Here is a 15,387-nt window from a genome sequence, read left to right as displayed (position 1 = left end):
ACCACGGCACGGCCAACCAACCCAATATGATCAGGAAGACTTCCGATGCAAAACGCAGGTAAATTCTATATCGATGGCAAATGGATTGATCCGATTTCGTCGCAAAAAATGGACGTTATCAATCCCGCTACCGAACAGGTCATCACCCAGATTACGCTGGCCAGCGAAGAAGATGTCGATCTTGCGGTTGCCGCCGCCAAGCGCAGCTTTGAAAGTTACAGCCAGACCACCGTTGACCAGCGTCTTGGTTGGCTTGAAAAGCTTCTGTCGATCTACAAGCACCGGTATCACGACGTAGCCCAAACCATCACCGCCGAACTGGGCGCGCCGACCACCATGTCGCACGAACAGCAAGCCGCCGCAGGCGTTGATCATCTTGAAGATTTCATCAAGGCCCTCCGCGACCTTAAAACCGAGGAAACCCTGTATAATGGTGAAACGCTTTTGCGCGAACCGATTGGGGTGTGCGGCCTGATCACGCCGTGGAACTGGCCGATGAACCAGATTGTGCTCAAAGTCATTCCGGCCTTGGCGACCGGCTGTACCTGCGTGCTCAAACCATCCGAATTCACTCCACTGAACGCGATGCTTTATGCCGAAATGATCCATGAGGCCGGCTTCCCGGCCGGTAGCTTTAACCTTATTCAGGGGGCTGGCCCGATTGCTGGTGCTTCCATGTCACGCCATCCCGATATCGCCATGATGTCCTTTACCGGATCAACCCGTGCGGGTAAGGCGATTACCAAGGATGCCTCAGAAACCATCAAACGGGTTACTTTGGAGCTGGGCGGAAAATCGCCCAACATCGTGTTTGACGATGTCGATATCGAAGACCGCATTACCTTTAGCGTTCTCGATGTCTTTAACAACACCGGTCAAACCTGCGACGCGCCAACCCGGATGCTGGTGCAACGGTCGATCTATGACGATGCGGTCAAAGTCGCCAAGCGCGTTGGTGACGCTGCATCCGTCGGTGATCCAACGGTTGAGGGCAATCATATCGGCCCACTGGTCAGCCACATCCAATATGACCGGGTTCAAACCCTTATTCAGGCTGGTATTGACGAAGGGGCAAAACTTCTGGTCGGGGGTGTGGGCAAACCTGATGGCATCAACGAAGGATACTTCACCAAACCAACCATCTTTGCCGATGTGAACAATAATATGCGCATCGCACGCGAAGAAATCTTTGGTCCCGTCGTCGTCATGATCCCGTTTGACAGCGAAGAAGACGCCATCAAGATCGCCAATGATACGCCCTATGGTCTGGCGGCCTATATCCAGACCCCCGATGCGGCCAAGGCGGGCCGGGTTGCCCGTAAATTGCGGGCGGGTATGGTCCGCATCAATGGTGCCTTCCCGCGCGCCGGAAGCCCGTTTGGCGGCTACAAGCAATCGGGCGCTGGCCGTGAAGGTGGTATGTTCGGCCTTGAAGATTTCATGGAAATCAAAATGCTACACAAGCCCTGATCACAGAGAAAAAACCTTACTCTAACAAGGCCCCGGCATGTTCCGGGGCCTTTTGGTTTTGAGACAAAATATACCGCGCAACCGGTTGCAATCCTCCCCACATGATATAGGGCTGGTAATGATTGAGCCGGGCACTATAATCCCATCGTTAATCGATAAAGTGAGGGGTCCGGACAACGGATCGTCGAAGGATTGGGAGACCACAAATGAACGCAATGTCCTTTTCTGAAATGGGACTTTCGGCCCTGAAAAGGCGACAGTTTGATGCGGCGATCAACATGCTGCGACAGGCACTTGGCGAAGATGAAGACAATTTGAATGCCCGGTTTGGCCTGGCCCGGGCCCTGCATGAAAAAGGTTCGATCACCGAAGCACTTGGCGAATATCGTACGGTGCTGCAATCTGATGAAGGCCACGAAGACTGCCTGCATCACATTGCACGCGCTCTGCTGCAAAACGGGGATGCGCGCAGCGCCCTTAACCACGTTGATATCCTTTTGCGCAGCAAGCCAACCGACGCGGAATTTCTGACATTGCGCGCGCAAGCCTTGATGGAACTTGACCACGCCGAAAGTGCCCTGGCGAGTTTGCAAACCGCAGCCCATCACAATCCGGGGTCGGAAAAAATCCATCGGCTTATGGCCGCATGTTACCGGATCAGCGAAGATGGCGAAGGCGAACGCCGTGCTGTCGAACAGCTGTTGCGGATCGACCCGACGTCGATGACCGCAGCCAACGACCTTGCGGTGATTGATCTGCGCGAAGGCCACCCGATGACGGCGTTTGAAACCTATGAGAAAATCCTTGCCCAACAGCCAGAACATGCGCAAGCCACCCTTAACCGGGCGATTGCGCTGACGGTGATGGGCGGCATGGATCATGATGCGATCTGGGATCGGGTGATGGATGTCTGTTCCGACATCGATGATCTTGACGACATCCGCGCCCTCGCCGACACGCTGGCGAAACTGCCCGATGCCAAACGCAAAGGCAGCTCCGAGGCCGCCGCCCTGACAGCGCGTGCCGCCTTGGCCAAAGTTGCCTATTAAAAAAAACAAATGCCCGTGTAACAGCACGGGCATTTGCCAAATCATAATACAGTCATAAGGATGCACAGCAAATGCTGACGTATCCTTTTTTATTGGGATGGTTAAGACACCGCGACAGTTTCCGCCGTTGGTGTCACCGAACGGGTTTTCACCCAAGCCAGAATACCCGCCACACAGATGAAGGCTGCAATACATCCGACGATAAAGGGTGCATTGCTGTTCATTCCGGCAAGAACCCCACCCAGCAAGACGGCAACAGTTTCCGCCAGAACGTGGACGGACCGATAAATGCCAAGTGCCTGCCCCTGTTCATGCGCCCCGGTCCCGTTGGAAATAAACAGGCTGGTGGTGACCTCACACCATGCAATCCCGAATGCCGCAATACACATCGGCACGAATATCCAGACCAGCCCATCGGGCAGGATAAAGGTCAACAACCCAATGCCAAGGAACAAGTGCCCAAGGACCGCAACCCCGCGCAATCCAATCGGACGCTGGGCTCGTTCGACGGTTAAGCCGGCAATGATCAACGGGATCGAAATGATCGCCGAGCACATGCCAAGGAAGCTGCTGGTCACATCGTGGTTTTGAACCAGATACACCCCAAAGAAACAGAAGAACAAAAAGATCGCGCAATAACTAAAGAACGATACGACAAAGGCCGGTAACAGCCCCGGATCGGTCAAGGTTTGCCAGATAGTCCGACTGGTTTGCGGACCGTCGTCGGGCGTGCGTCCCCGGCGCCGCGCATATTCAGGGATCCGTAAAACAACTGCGACCACCAGCAGGTTAAAGCCATACATACCCGCAGCAAAAAAGAACGGCCACGACACGTTAAAGGATGGATGGATTGTCGGGTCCGAAAAGAACCCGCCCATCAACGGACCAATGATCCAACCGACATTAATCGCCACCGTCAGAAGACCGAAATTGCGCACCTTGTTTTCGGGTGTGCTGATATCTGATGCAATCGATTGTGCAATCGCCATGTTGCCTTCGCACAGGCCCGACACAAACCGACCGATCAACACCATTGGCAGGTTCGCGGTCGCAACCCCAACCGCCACCACGATATAGCCACTGGCCGCCCCCAAAAGAGACGCTAGCAAAACCGGCTTGCGCCCGATTTTGTCCGACATCCGTCCCAGCCACGGCGCACCGACAAACTGCCCAATTGGATAAAGTGCCATCGCGACCCCAAGCAGGATGGTGCGGTATTGTTCCGGCACAGATGGGTCAAGAAAGCCAAGCTCAGGCTTTAAAAACATCGGACCGAAAACAGGATAGGGCAAACTAAAACCGGCAAAGCCAAAAAGAACAGTCAGAAAGACTGCTGACATTGCCTTGTTTTCCTGCGACATGAGAACTCCGTGGGGCTTTGGTATTATGTGTAATTAACGTGATCAAGGTGGTGGAGGCAGGCAGGCGCACTCAGGGTTGGGGCATTTCGGTCGCCGGGGCGGCATACCGCCGGGCAAGGGATCGCACCTTTTGATGTGCATCATCGACCTGCCATCCGGCACCAATCAGCAAATCGGCCAACGCATCACACAGGATATTGACCGCATTTTTGCGCAATTCCTGCCCGTAATGCCGGTCGGTGATTTCGGATAAAACCAGCACATTGATGCCGTATCCCAATCCCCAACTGCCAAGATTAAGGTTCCGCGCACGGTCCGTCCGCTCGGGAAGGTCACCCGAAATACCCAGTGCATCCGCGCCCGCATTCAAAAACGTCTGAAACATCTCGGTCACGGCACCAATCTGGTCAAGCTGCGCCTGATGACGGGCCGGTGTTGCCCGTTTCCAGACCGATGGTGCCAAGGCCAGATATTCGGCCTCGAACAATTGCGGATGATCGATGGAAAAGCGCAGATCAAGCAAACTGGCGATGATGTATTTCTCAATCGCACTGCCGTCATGATTGCGCGCAATGTCAAATTTTTGCGCCCGTTTGGCCCCCGCCATGACGGCCAAGCCAATCAGAAGGTCTTCCTTGCTGGCAAAATGTCCGTACAGGGTCCCAACCGAAATCCCGCACATCTTTGCCAAATCTGATATTTTCAGCTCAAAGAAACCGACTTCTGAAATCAGTTTCCCTGCGTTATCAAGGATTAATTCTTCGCGGTTTTGGCGTTTTTCCATGCGGTTCTGGGCTACCATGTCAGGCCAGTCTTCCATCCATTGGATCATAAATGACGTAAAATCGAATTTGGTTCATTTTTTAATTTGAAACAATCGCTGTTTTTGCATAGGTGGGTTTCCAACTGATATTCGCCCCTGTTTTCAGTGATGAGCATACCTTCACCTTACCTGCACGCACGCCAATATCTGATTGCGCAAGAACGGACAGGCCAAACACGCAACCCTTTGTCAGAATGCAGTCGCCAGCTTATCCATAACCCATCGGATTTTTATCGTGACACCACTGCCCGACGCCACAATTCCAGACCGCTTTATCCGGGTGATCGATCATATCGACAGCCATCTTGAAAGCGTTCCGGGTGTTAAGGTTCTTGCGGGCATTGCCGCCTATTCGCCCTATCACTTTCACCGGCAATTCGCGGCCCTGTTTGATATCCCCGTCGCGCAATATGTTCGGCTGATGCGACTGCGCCGTGCGGCCCATGCATTGGCATTTCGCACCAATCAGCAAATCATCGAAATCGCGTTTCAGGCCGGGTACGAAACACCCGAAGCCTTTGCCCGCGCCTTTCGCAAAATCCATGATCAAAGCCCGACGGACTTTCGCGCCGCCCCCGATTGGGAAAACTGGCAAGCCCCCTATGACAAACTACGCACCGTCAGAGCCAGGAGCAACAGGATGACCACCCCCTCTGTCGGCGACATCGCCGTCATCGATTTTCCGCGAACCCGCACGATCTGCCTTGATCATCACGGACCACAAGCACACCTTGGCCACACCATTCGGCGTTTCATTGACTGGCGCCGTGCACACCACCTGCCCCCATCAAAGGCTGCGACATTTAACATCATCTGGTGTCATCCCGATGATACGCCGCCCGCCGATTTCCGGTTCGGACTTGGAGTTGCCACACCCAACCGCCTTACCGCGGATGATGCAAATATGGGACTGTATGAATTGATGTTACCGGCAATGCGCTGTGCGAAGCTGCGCCATATTGGCAGTGACCAAATGATCGGCGACAGCGCCCTACGCCTGTATCGGGACTGGTTGCCCCAAAGTAGCGAAACACCGGGCGACTTCCCGCTGTTTTTTCAGCGCGTTTCGTTTTACCCCGACGTTCCCGACCACGAGGCCATCACCGATATCTTCCTGCCGCTGGCGTCATAGCCATTTCACAAGGAACAGCCCCCATCGCTCGGCCCATTAGAATTACAGGACCGCACGAAGGGGTGTCGGGTATATAATACACCGACAAGGGAACTGATTTTCTCATCGAACGTTTAAAGTAAGGTACTCATTCCTCTCACCCGCAGTTCTTTGGGCTGCAGCAAAAAGAACGGGGCTGTTTCGAAATGTTCCAACGCTTCATCCGAATATGGGAATTTCTAAGTCACAGCCTTTGGTTCACTCCACTGCTCTATGCGTTTGGCGGCGTTATTCTGGCCTTGCTCTCTGTGCGTGTTACCGATGCGGATATTGCGGCAAGCCTGCCCGACTTCTGGCCGCAGTTTAGCACCACCGAAACCGCACGCGATTTGATATCAACCTTGCTGGCGACCCTTGTCACGATGACAACGTTTGCCCTTTCAATCACAATGGTTGTCCTGACTTTGGCCGCCGGGTCCCTTGGCCCCCGAACCATTCGCAATTTCATGGGTGATCCTAAAACCCAAAACGCGATTGGCTGCTTTGTCGGATCAATCCTGTTTTTCATCGGCGTGCTCGTCATCATGGGGGGTGCAACCCAACCCGATCAGGTTCCGCAAATCGCAACCATGTCGGCCATCGGGCTTTTTGTGGTCTGCCTGTTTGTGCTGATCCTGTTTGTCCATAACCTCGGACGATCGATTGTCGCCGATCAGGTCATTCACCGGGTTGGCAGCAACCTTGAAGACACAATTTCTTCTGCCCTCGATACCCTTAAAAGCCCGATTGAGGCCGCCCAAAAAGATCACTGCACCCTGCCCGAGAGCACCGACATCAACGATGTTAGCGCTATCATCGCGGCAAAATCGGGCTATGTGCAGGGACTTGATTACGATCATTTGCGCGATGTCGCGATCAAACACGACATCACGATCGCGCTGATTGTTCACGCCGGACAGCACGTCATTAAAGGCGAAACCATCGGTGAAATAAAATCCCCTGACGATGAGGGCGCATCAAACATCGATATGTCGGCCTGTCAGGAAGACACCGCCAAGCACATCATGATCGGCAATCAACGCACCGAGATGCTTGATATCGAATTTGCCCTGCGCCAACTTGTTGAAATCGCACTGCGCGCCCTGTCCCCGGGGATCAATGATCCCTTTACCGCCATTGCCGTGATTTACCGTCTGGGTCGGGCCCTGCCAAAGGCAATGTCATTTCATTACCCTGTCGGGTTGTGGAAGGATGACGACGATCAGAACCGCCTTTACGGCTACCTTCCCGATTTTGGCGGCATGCTCGGCGCGGCCTTTAACCAAATCCGGCAAGCCGCCACGGCCAAGCCCGATGTTTTGCTACCGATGGCCGAAGTGCTTGAAAGCCTGATTGGCTTGACCGAAAACACCGAGCAACGTGATATTCTATGTCGTCATGCAAAATTGATCGGCCATGCCGCCGCACGTGACATCCCCGAAGCATCAGACCGTCAGGCTGTTGAACGCGCTGTCAAATGCATCTTGCGCAAGAGAACGGCCTAACCCGATCATTTGGTCCGTTTAACTGGTGGTACCGTCCCAGTCACTTACCTGAATCCCATAAAAAAGGGTCCCACGCGGGGACCCTTTTTTACATTCGTTTCTGGGGCGATCAGCCTGCGATATGGGCTTCAATCGCGGCCAGTGCGGCGTCCGCCTGCGACGGGTCTGAACCACCGCCCTGCGCCATGTCCGGGCGGCCACCGCCACCTTTGCCACCGAGTTTTTCAACACCGATACGCACCAGATCGACAGCACTGTATGTGTCTTTGAGGTCTTCGGTCAGGCCAACCACGATGGACGCCTTGCCACCATCGTTGGAAATCAGGGCAACGATGCCCGATCCCATCTGATCGCGCAACTCATCAACCATGCCTTTGAGTTCCTTGGCCGGAATACCGTCAAGCGCACGCAGGGCCATTTTAACGCCGTTAACGTCCTTAAAGGCATCGCCACCCGATGCCTCAGCCGATCCTGCGGTTGCCAGCTTTTTGCGAAGGTCGGAAACTTCGCGTTCCAGACGGCGCCGTTCATCGACAAGCGCCTTCACACGGGCCGGGACGTCTTCGGGGGCGGCTTTAAGGTCGGCTGCCACCGTGCTCAGCACGTTTTCGCGTGCGGCCATATAGTTCGCCGCGTCCGATCCGGTCAGGGCTTCGATCCGGCGCACGCCGCTTGAAACCGCGCCTTCGGAAACGATTTTAAACATACCGATATCGCCGGTGCGTTTGACATGCGTACCGCCGCAAAGTTCAAGCGAATAGGCATGTTCGTTGGCTTCGGGCAGGCCCATCGACACAACACGGACTTCATCGCCGTATTTTTCACCAAACAGCGCCATCGCGCCCAGTTCAATCGCCTCATCGGGCGTCATCAAACGGGTTGATACTTCACTGTTTTCACGGATCAGGCGGTTGACATCGGTTTCAATCAGCGCGGCCTGCTCGGCCGTGACCGGTTTGGGATGGGACACGTCAAAGCGCAGGCGGTCGTTGGCCACCAGCGACCCTTTCTGGGTCACATGATCGCCAAGATGTTTGCGCATCACCGCATGCAGCAAATGGGTTGCCGAGTGGTTGGCGCGCAGCGAGGATCGGCGCGCATGATCAACGCGGAATTCTGCCGCATCGCCAACTTTAACAGAGCCCTCAATCACTTTGCCAAGATGCACATGCAAGGTGCCGAGCTTTTTCTGCGTCGCGCTGATTTCAATCACCGCACCGGCTTCGGTTTTGATGATGCCAGAATCGCCCTGCTGGCCACCAGACTCCCCAAAGAAGGTCGTCTGATTGGCAACAAGCGCGATTTCGTCGCCCTTGGCAGCAGTTTTAACTTCGGCACCGTCCTTGATCAGGGCCGTGACCACACCTTCGGCGGTTTCGGTTTCATAGCCGAGGAATTCTGTCGCACCATCGCGGTCCTGAATATCAAACCAGACTTCTTCGGTTGCCGCCTCGCCCGAACCCGACCATGCGGCACGCGCCTTGGCCTTTTGTTCTTCCATGGCGGTGCTAAAGCCGTCTTCATCAATACCGATTTTGCGTTCCTTGAGCGCATCGGCCGTCAGATCAAGCGGGAAGCCATAGGTGTCATAAAGCTTGAACGCGACATCGCCCGAAAGGATTGCGCCTTCGTCCATGCCATCGGTCGCATCGTCAAGCATCTTAAGCCCGCGATCGAGCATGGTTTTAAAGCCCTGCTCTTCAAGCTTGAGTGTTTCTTCGATCAAGGCCTGCGCACGCACCAGTTCGGGGAAAGCCCCGCCCATTTTGCGGACCAGTGCCGGGACCAGTTCATACATTACCGGGTCTTGCGTCCCGACCATATGAAGATGACGCATGGCACGGCGCATGATCCGGCGCAGAACGTTCCCGCGACCGGCATTGGACGGCAAAACACCATCCGCAATCAGGAAGCTGGTCGAACGCAGATGGTCGGCAACCACGCGGTGCGACACATTATGCGGCCCATCAGGGTCGGTATTGGTGAAATCAGCCGATGCTTCGACCAAGGCACGCATCAGATCAATGTCATAGTTGTCGTGCTTGCCCTGCAAAACGGCGGCAATACGTTCAAGCCCCATGCCGGTATCAATCGACGGTTTTGGCAGATCGACCCGATCCCCATTTGCCATCTGTTCATACTGCATAAAGACAAGGTTCCAGATTTCAATGAACCGGTCACCGTCTTCTTCCGCACTGCCCGGAGGACCACCCCAGATGTGATCGCCATGGTCAAAGAAGATTTCCGAACACGGGCCGCACGGGCCAGTATCGCCCATCGACCAGAAGTTATCGGATGTCGGAATGCGAATGATGCGGTCATCAGGAAGACCAGCGATCTTTTTCCACAGCGAATAGGCCTCGTCATCGGTGTGATAGACAGTCACCAGCAGCTTATCCGCCGGGAGGCCGTATTCCTTGGTGATCAGATTCCAGGCAAATTCAATTGCGTTTTCCTTGAAATAATCGCCAAACGAAAAGTTGCCGAGCATTTCAAAAAAGGTGTGATGGCGGGCTGTTCGACCGACATTTTCAAGGTCGTTATGTTTGCCCCCGGCGCGTACGCATTTCTGCGACGTGGTCGCGCGCGAATAGTCGCGCTGTTCCTGACCGGTGAAAACGTTCTTGAACTGAACCATCCCGGCGTTGGTGAACATCAGGGTGGGGTCATTGCGCGGCACCAGCGGGCTGGATGAAACAACTTCATGGCCGTTCTTGCGGAAGAACTCCAGAAACGTGGTGCGGATATCATTAACGGTCTGCATATCTCTCCAACCCGGAAAACGCGGAACAAACACACCCGCAACACCGCGGGCAGGACTGCCCTATTTAGCGGCTCGGCCCTGCGCTGTCCAGTCGGGGAAAGGCTTTGCGGTGTTTAAGTCAAGATTTCCGCATTTATATACGGCAGATATGCCGTCGTCAGGCCATCGCGGGTGAAACGTTATTCAAGAACCGGGCGCATAAAACTGCGTTCATAGCTGATGATGCTGCGGTTGCGTTTTTCAAGGTCGAGCGTTGCGACACAATCGGCGTCATCGGCCATGCGGTTGCGATAATCCTCATAGGCCGCAAGGCTTGGGAAGCTAAACAGCGCATAGGCGATGTTGCTTGCCCCTTCGTGGGGCAGGAAATAGCCGTGATGGGTGCCACCCATGCGATTGACGATGGGAATCCAGCGACGGGCATAATCCTCGAACTCGGGGATCTTATGCCCATCAATGATGTATTTCAGATAGCAGGTGATCACGGCCAAACCCTTTGGAAACCGTATGTATCAACGAATGCCTAGTTGGTGCCTTCCTGAATCTGCTCACCCAGTTTTTCAACATCACGGCCAAAACCGGCTGCGGTTTCACACGCGGCAAGTGACATACCAAAACCGGCAATCAGCGCCAGCGCCAAAATACGTTTCACAAGGACCGACATCGTTTCTTTGCTCCTGCCTTTAACGACATGTTGATTTTGAAGCACGAAGCTTCGGGTTCAACCAAGTTTATACACGATTGATGATGCTTAAAAGCGGCAAAAATCAGGTTGTTATATTGTCCCCGGAGCATGCAACTGGCAACTGTTTACTTGGTATTTGCCCAATGGGCACACAGCAAAACGGGCGCGCCGTAGCACGCCCGTTCTGGTTTGCTCGTGTTATTTTTGCACCTGATCAGACAGGTGGGCCGCGCCCACGCAACGCATTGACCAGAAGTGAAACGAGGAACAGCACGATAAAGACAAAGAACAGTATCTTTGCAATTCCAACGAATGTCCCGGCCAGACCACCAAAACCAAGAACGGCGGCGATCAGGGCAAGAACCAGACAAAAGATTGCCCAACCCAACATAGCTTTCTCCTTATTCTGTGCGGTTTATCCCCCGCCCCAACGGAACGGGATCACACCGGAATGGTGCGATAAAACTTAACGCACGGAAGAATGAATGGCTTACTCAGCTTCTTCCTGAATGGCTTCGCCGGCATCTTCGACGTCCTGACCAAAGCCTTCTGCAGTTTCACAGGCGGCAAGGCCGAGCCCCATACCTGAAATCATTGCAATGGCGAAAATCTTTTTCATAATATCAGACATCTTGTTTGCTCCTGTTTGCTTGCAGATGTTTGTATTGATTAAACTGTTCACACTAAACAAACGGGGCAGTTGCAAACTTGTTCCACTCCCCACTGCCAAGTTGTTGATTTGGCAAGATTAAGGCAGGCGAAATCATAGGTTTTCTATTGACTTACACCAATCGTGATCATTTTGGGGCACGTGAAACTCTGGGTGTTTAATCCGTATTTTCGACATATAGAAACAACGGGCGTGCCAATGCACACCCGCTTTAGTCACCTTGATCGTATGGGGCGCACACCAAGCCCCCACTGGCTGTTTACGGCAAACCAAGGAATGTTGCGATTTGGTCGGCAATCTGCCGATGGACTAAACTGCGATCAGTTCCCATCGGGTCCGTGCAAATCGGATCATCGTCCATTTCTTCAAGAAGCTTGGCGGCACCGGGTTCACATTCCGCCAGAAATGTCAGGTGATAGGCCGGGGCAAACACCGCCAAGGATGCATCTTTTACCTTTGCGACAAGGTTGCTACCTGACGCACTGACATCCCCCGCCAGCCAGCCGTGCTCTTTGCCCAGCTTGATAAACAGCACGGGATTTGACACATCGGCCAGACTGTCGGGTTTGACGGCAAAGGACATTCCCGGTTCGATTGCGACGGTTTTGCTAATCCGCGTGTCGCGATAGCCGTTTGTGAAATCGTCGGGCAAATGCGCGAAATCCACCCCGCCCTTTTTATAGAAAATGCAATCTTGCGCGCTGTCTTGATATTTAACGCAATAGTCGCGGTAAGCCGCGCGATCAAACTGCATCCCCGCAAGATTAAGAACCGTTGTCCCGCCAAGTGAGAACCCAACGGCAGATATGTTGGTGGTGTCGATGTAGGGCGCAAACTCAGGATTGGCGAGAACCTGATCAAGGGCGGCTGTGACATCAAGGGCACGTTGCCCCAGATACATCGTCCGGCGCGGGGATGAGTCGCCTGTGGTGGTGCCGGGGTGATTAACCGCCAGAACAATCGCACCGCGCAATGCCAGTTGCGATGATAGCCAGCCGATCCCATCCATATTGCCCCCCGATCCATGCGACAGTAATATGAGCGGATGTTTGCCCGGTTCGACTGCCGCCCCGATATAGGCATTCGTACTTTGCCAGATCGCACTTTTGCCGACCGGGGCCACATATATGTGGCTGCCCGCAGGATACCAGATTGATGCTGCAAGCGGTCTGGACCGGTGGGCAGCCTGCACGTCGAACCGATCATACCCGGCAATGTCTTGTCCGGCCGTGGCAGGCATGGATGTCGCCGCGGTAAAAAGACCCAGCCCCAAGGCCAGCAGCATCGCAAAAGTTACATGTTTCATGATTTCAATCCGTGTTTTAATGTTTAACGGTTTGAAATTGCGCCGGTTTGCGCGGTGTGGCGTCCTCGAACCGGTTTTAGGACACGCAAAACCGGTTTCAGGACATGGTTGATAAGTTGATTAAACGCCGATGATCGTTTTACCCGTTCCGATGGTTGTTGCCCTGCTGCTGGGTTTTCTGTTCTTGCGCGCAACCCTGTTTACCGAGACGCCCCGGCTTCTGGCAGCGTTGCTTTTGGCGTGTGCATGCCAAAGTGTGACGGTATCGGTTGTGCAATATTACGGGGTCAGCGAATTACGCTTGCTCCAACCGATCACCGCATCACTGATCCCGGCATTGGCGTGGGTCGCCTTCCTTGAAGGCGCGATAAGATCGCAACCCAAATCCCGTGATCTGCTTCATTTTCTGATCCCGATTGTGATGGCATGTGCGGTGTTGGCCATTCCGGTCACCATCGACGCTTTGCTTGCCGTGATATTTGTCGGCTATGGGGTGGCGATCCTTGTGATGTTGCATCGTCATAGCGATGACCTTGCCAATACGCGGCTGGCATCGGGGCATTTCCCCGCTGTGATCTGGCGGATCATTGCCATTGCGCTGATTGCATCCGCGATCAGCGACATTTGCATCACACTTGCGCTCAGCTATGGCTACCGCGGGGCGCCGGGCCTGATTTTGAGTGTTTTTTCATCTGTGGCGCTCTTGATGATCGGTTTTTTGTGCTTGTCGCCCGACATCGTCACCGAACCTGTTGAGGGGGACGGTGACGAATATGACGCCCCATCAAACGCGCCCGGACTGCACCGACAGGAAAACGCGCCTCATAAAACCAATGAGGATGTGCCCGTTCACGCCATCATGGAACAGCTTGAAGCACTGGTCATTGGCAAGAAGCTTTATCTTGATCCTGATCTGACGCTGGCACGGCTGGCGCGGCGGTTGGGCTTTCCGCTTAAGCAGGTTTCAACCGCGATTAATCTTGTCACTGGCGAAAACGTGTCGCGCTATATTAACAAGCTGCGCATTGAACATGCCTGCCGGGAATTGGAAACGGGACAGAACGTCACCACCGCCATGCTGGCAAGTGGCTTTAATACCAAATCAAACTTCAACCGCGAATTCCTGCGTATCACCGGCAGCACGCCAACCAAATGGCAAAGCCATTCGACCGTGACACAGCAAACCAGCATCTCACAGTAATCAGCCCCCAGACACCTCGGCACACAAAAACGGGCGCGCCCAAAGCACGCCCGTTTCTTAGTCGTAGATCAAAGAAGATCAATCGTCGTTTGACGGATCTTCTTCTTCTTTCATGTTGGTCATGGCCTCAGAAATCAGACCGGCACTTTCGCGAATGCTGGCTTCGATTTCCTTGGTCATTTCGACATTTTCGCGCAGGAAGCTTTTGGCATTCTCACGGCCCTGCCCGATGCGGGTCGAGTTATAGGAGAACCAGGAGCCTGATTTTTCGACAATGCCAGCCTTCACACCAAGATCAAGGATTTCGCCCATCTTGGAGATGCCTTCGCCGTACATGATATCGAATTCGACCTGTTTGAACGGCGGTGCCATTTTGTTTTTAACAACTTTGACACGGGTCTGGTTGCCCACGACCTCGTCACGGTCCTTGATCTGACCGATGCGGCGAATATCAAGGCGGACAGACGCATAGAATTTAAGCGCGTTACCACCAGTCGTGGTTTCCGGGCTGCCAAACATCACACCGATCTTCATACGGATCTGGTTGATGAAGATCACCATGCAGTTGGACCGGGAAACCGAACTGGTCAATTTACGCAGCGCCTGGCTCATCAAACGGGCCTGCAGGCCAACGTGGGTATCACCCATCTCGCCTTCAAGCTCGGCGCGCGGCACGAGGGCTGCGACCGAGTCAATGACCAGAACATCAATCGCACCTGAACGCACCAGCGTATCGGCGATTTCAAGTGCTTGCTCACCGGCATCTGGCTGCGAAATCAGCAATTCGTCGGTGTTAACACCCAGTTTGCGAGCATATCCCGGATCAAGCGCGTGTTCCGCATCGACGAAGGCACAGGTGCCGCCCAGTTTCTGGGCCTCGGCCACCGTATGCAGCGCCAGTGTGGTTTTACCCGAACTTTCCGGACCATAAATTTCAACAATACGGCCCCGCGGCAAACCGCCAATGCCCAGTCCGATATCCAGACCAAGCGAACCGGTCGAAATCGAGGAAATATCAACGGCGCTATCGCGCTGGCCGAGCTTCATAATCGAGCCCTTGCCAAATGCGCGTTCAATCTGCCCGAGGGCGGCTTCGAGTGCCTTCTGCTTATCCATAGTATCCTTATCCACCAAATGCAGCGCGGTCTGAATCATTGCTCGAACTCTCTTATTCCACAGGGCCGGGTAGGATGCAACGCAGGCGGTTCCCCGGACCTAAATGCGGAACGCCACCGCTTAAGAAGCCTGCTGCCTTAACAGATTGAATTGCCTGTGCACGCCAGCAGAGCGCTTGAGAACATAATGCGAACATTTACATAGAATTTCCGATGTTGCAAGTTTGTTCTCATTTGCGGTTCTGAATATTTGGATCAAACACCCCCGTATTGACCGCCCTCTCATGC

General features: G+C 54.1%; 14 protein-coding genes. 5 read left to right on the top strand and 9 right to left on the bottom strand.

Annotation, left to right across the window (positions count from 1 at the left end; genetic code table 11):
* Window positions 1-45 precede the first annotated feature (45 nt).
* Window positions 46-1,470: an aldehyde dehydrogenase family protein gene (locus COO92_RS11065; RefSeq protein ID WP_101302105.1), complete on the top strand. Its 1,425-nt coding sequence runs from the start codon at window positions 46-48 to the stop codon at window positions 1,468-1,470.
* Window positions 1,471-1,676: 206 nt separating this feature from the next.
* Window positions 1,677-2,519 carry a tetratricopeptide repeat protein gene (locus tag COO92_RS11060; protein ID WP_101302104.1) on the top strand — a complete coding sequence of 281 codons (843 nt, stop codon included), beginning with the start codon at window positions 1,677-1,679 and terminating at the stop codon, window positions 2,517-2,519.
* 101 nt (window positions 2,520-2,620) lie between these two features.
* Here COO92_RS11060 and COO92_RS11055 read toward each other — a convergent pair whose 3' ends face one another.
* On the bottom strand, window positions 2,621-3,859 hold the full coding sequence (locus COO92_RS11055) for an MFS transporter (RefSeq protein WP_165792327.1): 1,239 nt from the start codon (window positions 3,857-3,859) through the stop codon (window positions 2,621-2,623).
* 91 nt (window positions 3,860-3,950) lie between these two features.
* Window positions 3,951-4,682, bottom strand: coding sequence for a TetR/AcrR family transcriptional regulator (locus COO92_RS11050; protein ID WP_165792326.1), 732 nt, complete (start codon window positions 4,680-4,682; stop codon window positions 3,951-3,953).
* Between the two features lie 256 nt (window positions 4,683-4,938).
* Here COO92_RS11050 and COO92_RS11045 point away from each other — a divergent pair, with 256 nt between their 5' ends.
* Both COO92_RS11045 and COO92_RS11040 read left to right on the top strand, forming a co-directional pair.
* Window positions 4,939-5,835: an AraC family transcriptional regulator gene (locus tag COO92_RS11045; protein WP_206186395.1), complete on the top strand. Its 897-nt coding sequence runs from the start codon at window positions 4,939-4,941 to the stop codon at window positions 5,833-5,835.
* A 185-nt stretch (window positions 5,836-6,020) separates the two neighbouring features.
* Window positions 6,021-7,358 (top strand): DUF2254 domain-containing protein, encoded by a 1,338-nt coding sequence (locus COO92_RS11040; protein WP_101302099.1) that lies wholly within the window; start codon window positions 6,021-6,023, stop codon window positions 7,356-7,358.
* Window positions 7,359-7,467: 109 nt separating this feature from the next.
* Here the strand turns inward: COO92_RS11040 and alaS are convergent, their stop codons facing one another.
* From alaS to COO92_RS11010, 6 genes are all read right to left on the bottom strand, one after another.
* Entirely contained in the window at window positions 7,468-10,122 is a 2,655-nt protein-coding gene (gene alaS, locus COO92_RS11035) for an alanine--tRNA ligase (protein WP_101302097.1), read from the bottom strand.
* Window positions 10,123-10,301: 179 nt separating this feature from the next.
* On the bottom strand, window positions 10,302-10,607 hold the full coding sequence (locus COO92_RS11030; protein ID WP_022731921.1) for an NIPSNAP family protein: 306 nt from the start codon (window positions 10,605-10,607) through the stop codon (window positions 10,302-10,304).
* 38 nt (window positions 10,608-10,645) lie between these two features.
* Entirely contained in the window at window positions 10,646-10,786 is a 141-nt protein-coding gene (locus COO92_RS11025; RefSeq protein WP_028791480.1) for an entericidin A/B family lipoprotein, read from the bottom strand.
* 235 nt (window positions 10,787-11,021) lie between these two features.
* Window positions 11,022-11,198, bottom strand: coding sequence for a DUF1328 domain-containing protein (locus tag COO92_RS11020; RefSeq protein WP_022731919.1), 177 nt, complete (start codon window positions 11,196-11,198; stop codon window positions 11,022-11,024).
* Between the two features lie 99 nt (window positions 11,199-11,297).
* Window positions 11,298-11,438, bottom strand: a complete 141-nt coding sequence (locus COO92_RS11015; protein ID WP_101302095.1) for an entericidin A/B family lipoprotein — start codon at window positions 11,436-11,438, stop codon at window positions 11,298-11,300.
* A gap of 298 nt (window positions 11,439-11,736) precedes the next feature.
* Entirely contained in the window at window positions 11,737-12,783 is a 1,047-nt protein-coding gene (locus COO92_RS11010; protein WP_101302093.1) for an alpha/beta hydrolase family protein, read from the bottom strand.
* A gap of 130 nt (window positions 12,784-12,913) precedes the next feature.
* On the opposite strand from COO92_RS11010, the gene COO92_RS11005 reads away from it, so the two are divergent.
* The gene (locus COO92_RS11005) at window positions 12,914-13,984 is read left to right on the top strand and encodes a helix-turn-helix domain-containing protein (RefSeq protein WP_101302091.1); all 1,071 of its coding nucleotides are present in this window, start codon (window positions 12,914-12,916) and stop codon (window positions 13,982-13,984) included.
* A gap of 78 nt (window positions 13,985-14,062) precedes the next feature.
* On the opposite strand, the gene recA is transcribed toward COO92_RS11005, so the two are convergent.
* Entirely contained in the window at window positions 14,063-15,139 is a 1,077-nt protein-coding gene (gene recA, locus COO92_RS11000) for a recombinase RecA (RefSeq protein WP_101302090.1), read from the bottom strand.
* Window positions 15,140-15,387: the final 248 nt, after the last annotated feature.

Origin of the sequence: Thalassospira lohafexi, assembly GCF_002844275.1 — a bacterium.
In the GTDB taxonomy this organism is placed as follows: Bacteria; Pseudomonadota; Alphaproteobacteria; order Rhodospirillales; family Thalassospiraceae; genus Thalassospira; species Thalassospira lohafexi.
The sequence above is the reverse complement of the archived record's forward strand: the minus strand, read 5'-3'. Positions and strand labels throughout refer to the sequence as shown.

What these genes read in the sequence shown, in the direction of transcription:
- COO92_RS11065 (WP_101302105.1), top strand. Translation starts at nt 46, where the DNA reads ATGCAAAACGCAGGTAAATTCTATATCGATGGCAAATGGATTGATCCG.
- COO92_RS11060 (WP_101302104.1), top strand. Translation starts at nt 1,677, where the DNA reads ATGAACGCAATGTCCTTTTCTGAAATGGGACTTTCGGCCCTGAAAAGG.
- COO92_RS11055 (WP_165792327.1), bottom strand. Translation starts at nt 3,859, where the DNA reads ATGTCAGCAGTCTTTCTGACTGTTCTTTTTGGCTTTGCCGGTTTTAGT.
- COO92_RS11050 (WP_165792326.1), bottom strand. Translation starts at nt 4,682, where the DNA reads ATGGTAGCCCAGAACCGCATGGAAAAACGCCAAAACCGCGAAGAATTA.
- COO92_RS11040 (WP_101302099.1), top strand. Translation starts at nt 6,021, where the DNA reads ATGTTCCAACGCTTCATCCGAATATGGGAATTTCTAAGTCACAGCCTT.
- alaS (WP_101302097.1), bottom strand. Translation starts at nt 10,122, where the DNA reads ATGCAGACCGTTAATGATATCCGCACCACGTTTCTGGAGTTCTTCCGC.
- COO92_RS11025 (WP_028791480.1), bottom strand. Translation starts at nt 10,786, where the DNA reads ATGTCGGTCCTTGTGAAACGTATTTTGGCGCTGGCGCTGATTGCCGGT.
- COO92_RS11020 (WP_022731919.1), bottom strand. Translation starts at nt 11,198, where the DNA reads ATGTTGGGTTGGGCAATCTTTTGTCTGGTTCTTGCCCTGATCGCCGCC.
- COO92_RS11015 (WP_101302095.1), bottom strand. Translation starts at nt 11,438, where the DNA reads ATGTCTGATATTATGAAAAAGATTTTCGCCATTGCAATGATTTCAGGT.
- COO92_RS11010 (WP_101302093.1), bottom strand. Translation starts at nt 12,783, where the DNA reads ATGAAACATGTAACTTTTGCGATGCTGCTGGCCTTGGGGCTGGGTCTT.
- COO92_RS11005 (WP_101302091.1), top strand. Translation starts at nt 12,914, where the DNA reads ATGATCGTTTTACCCGTTCCGATGGTTGTTGCCCTGCTGCTGGGTTTT.
- recA (WP_101302090.1), bottom strand. Translation starts at nt 15,139, where the DNA reads ATGATTCAGACCGCGCTGCATTTGGTGGATAAGGATACTATGGATAAG.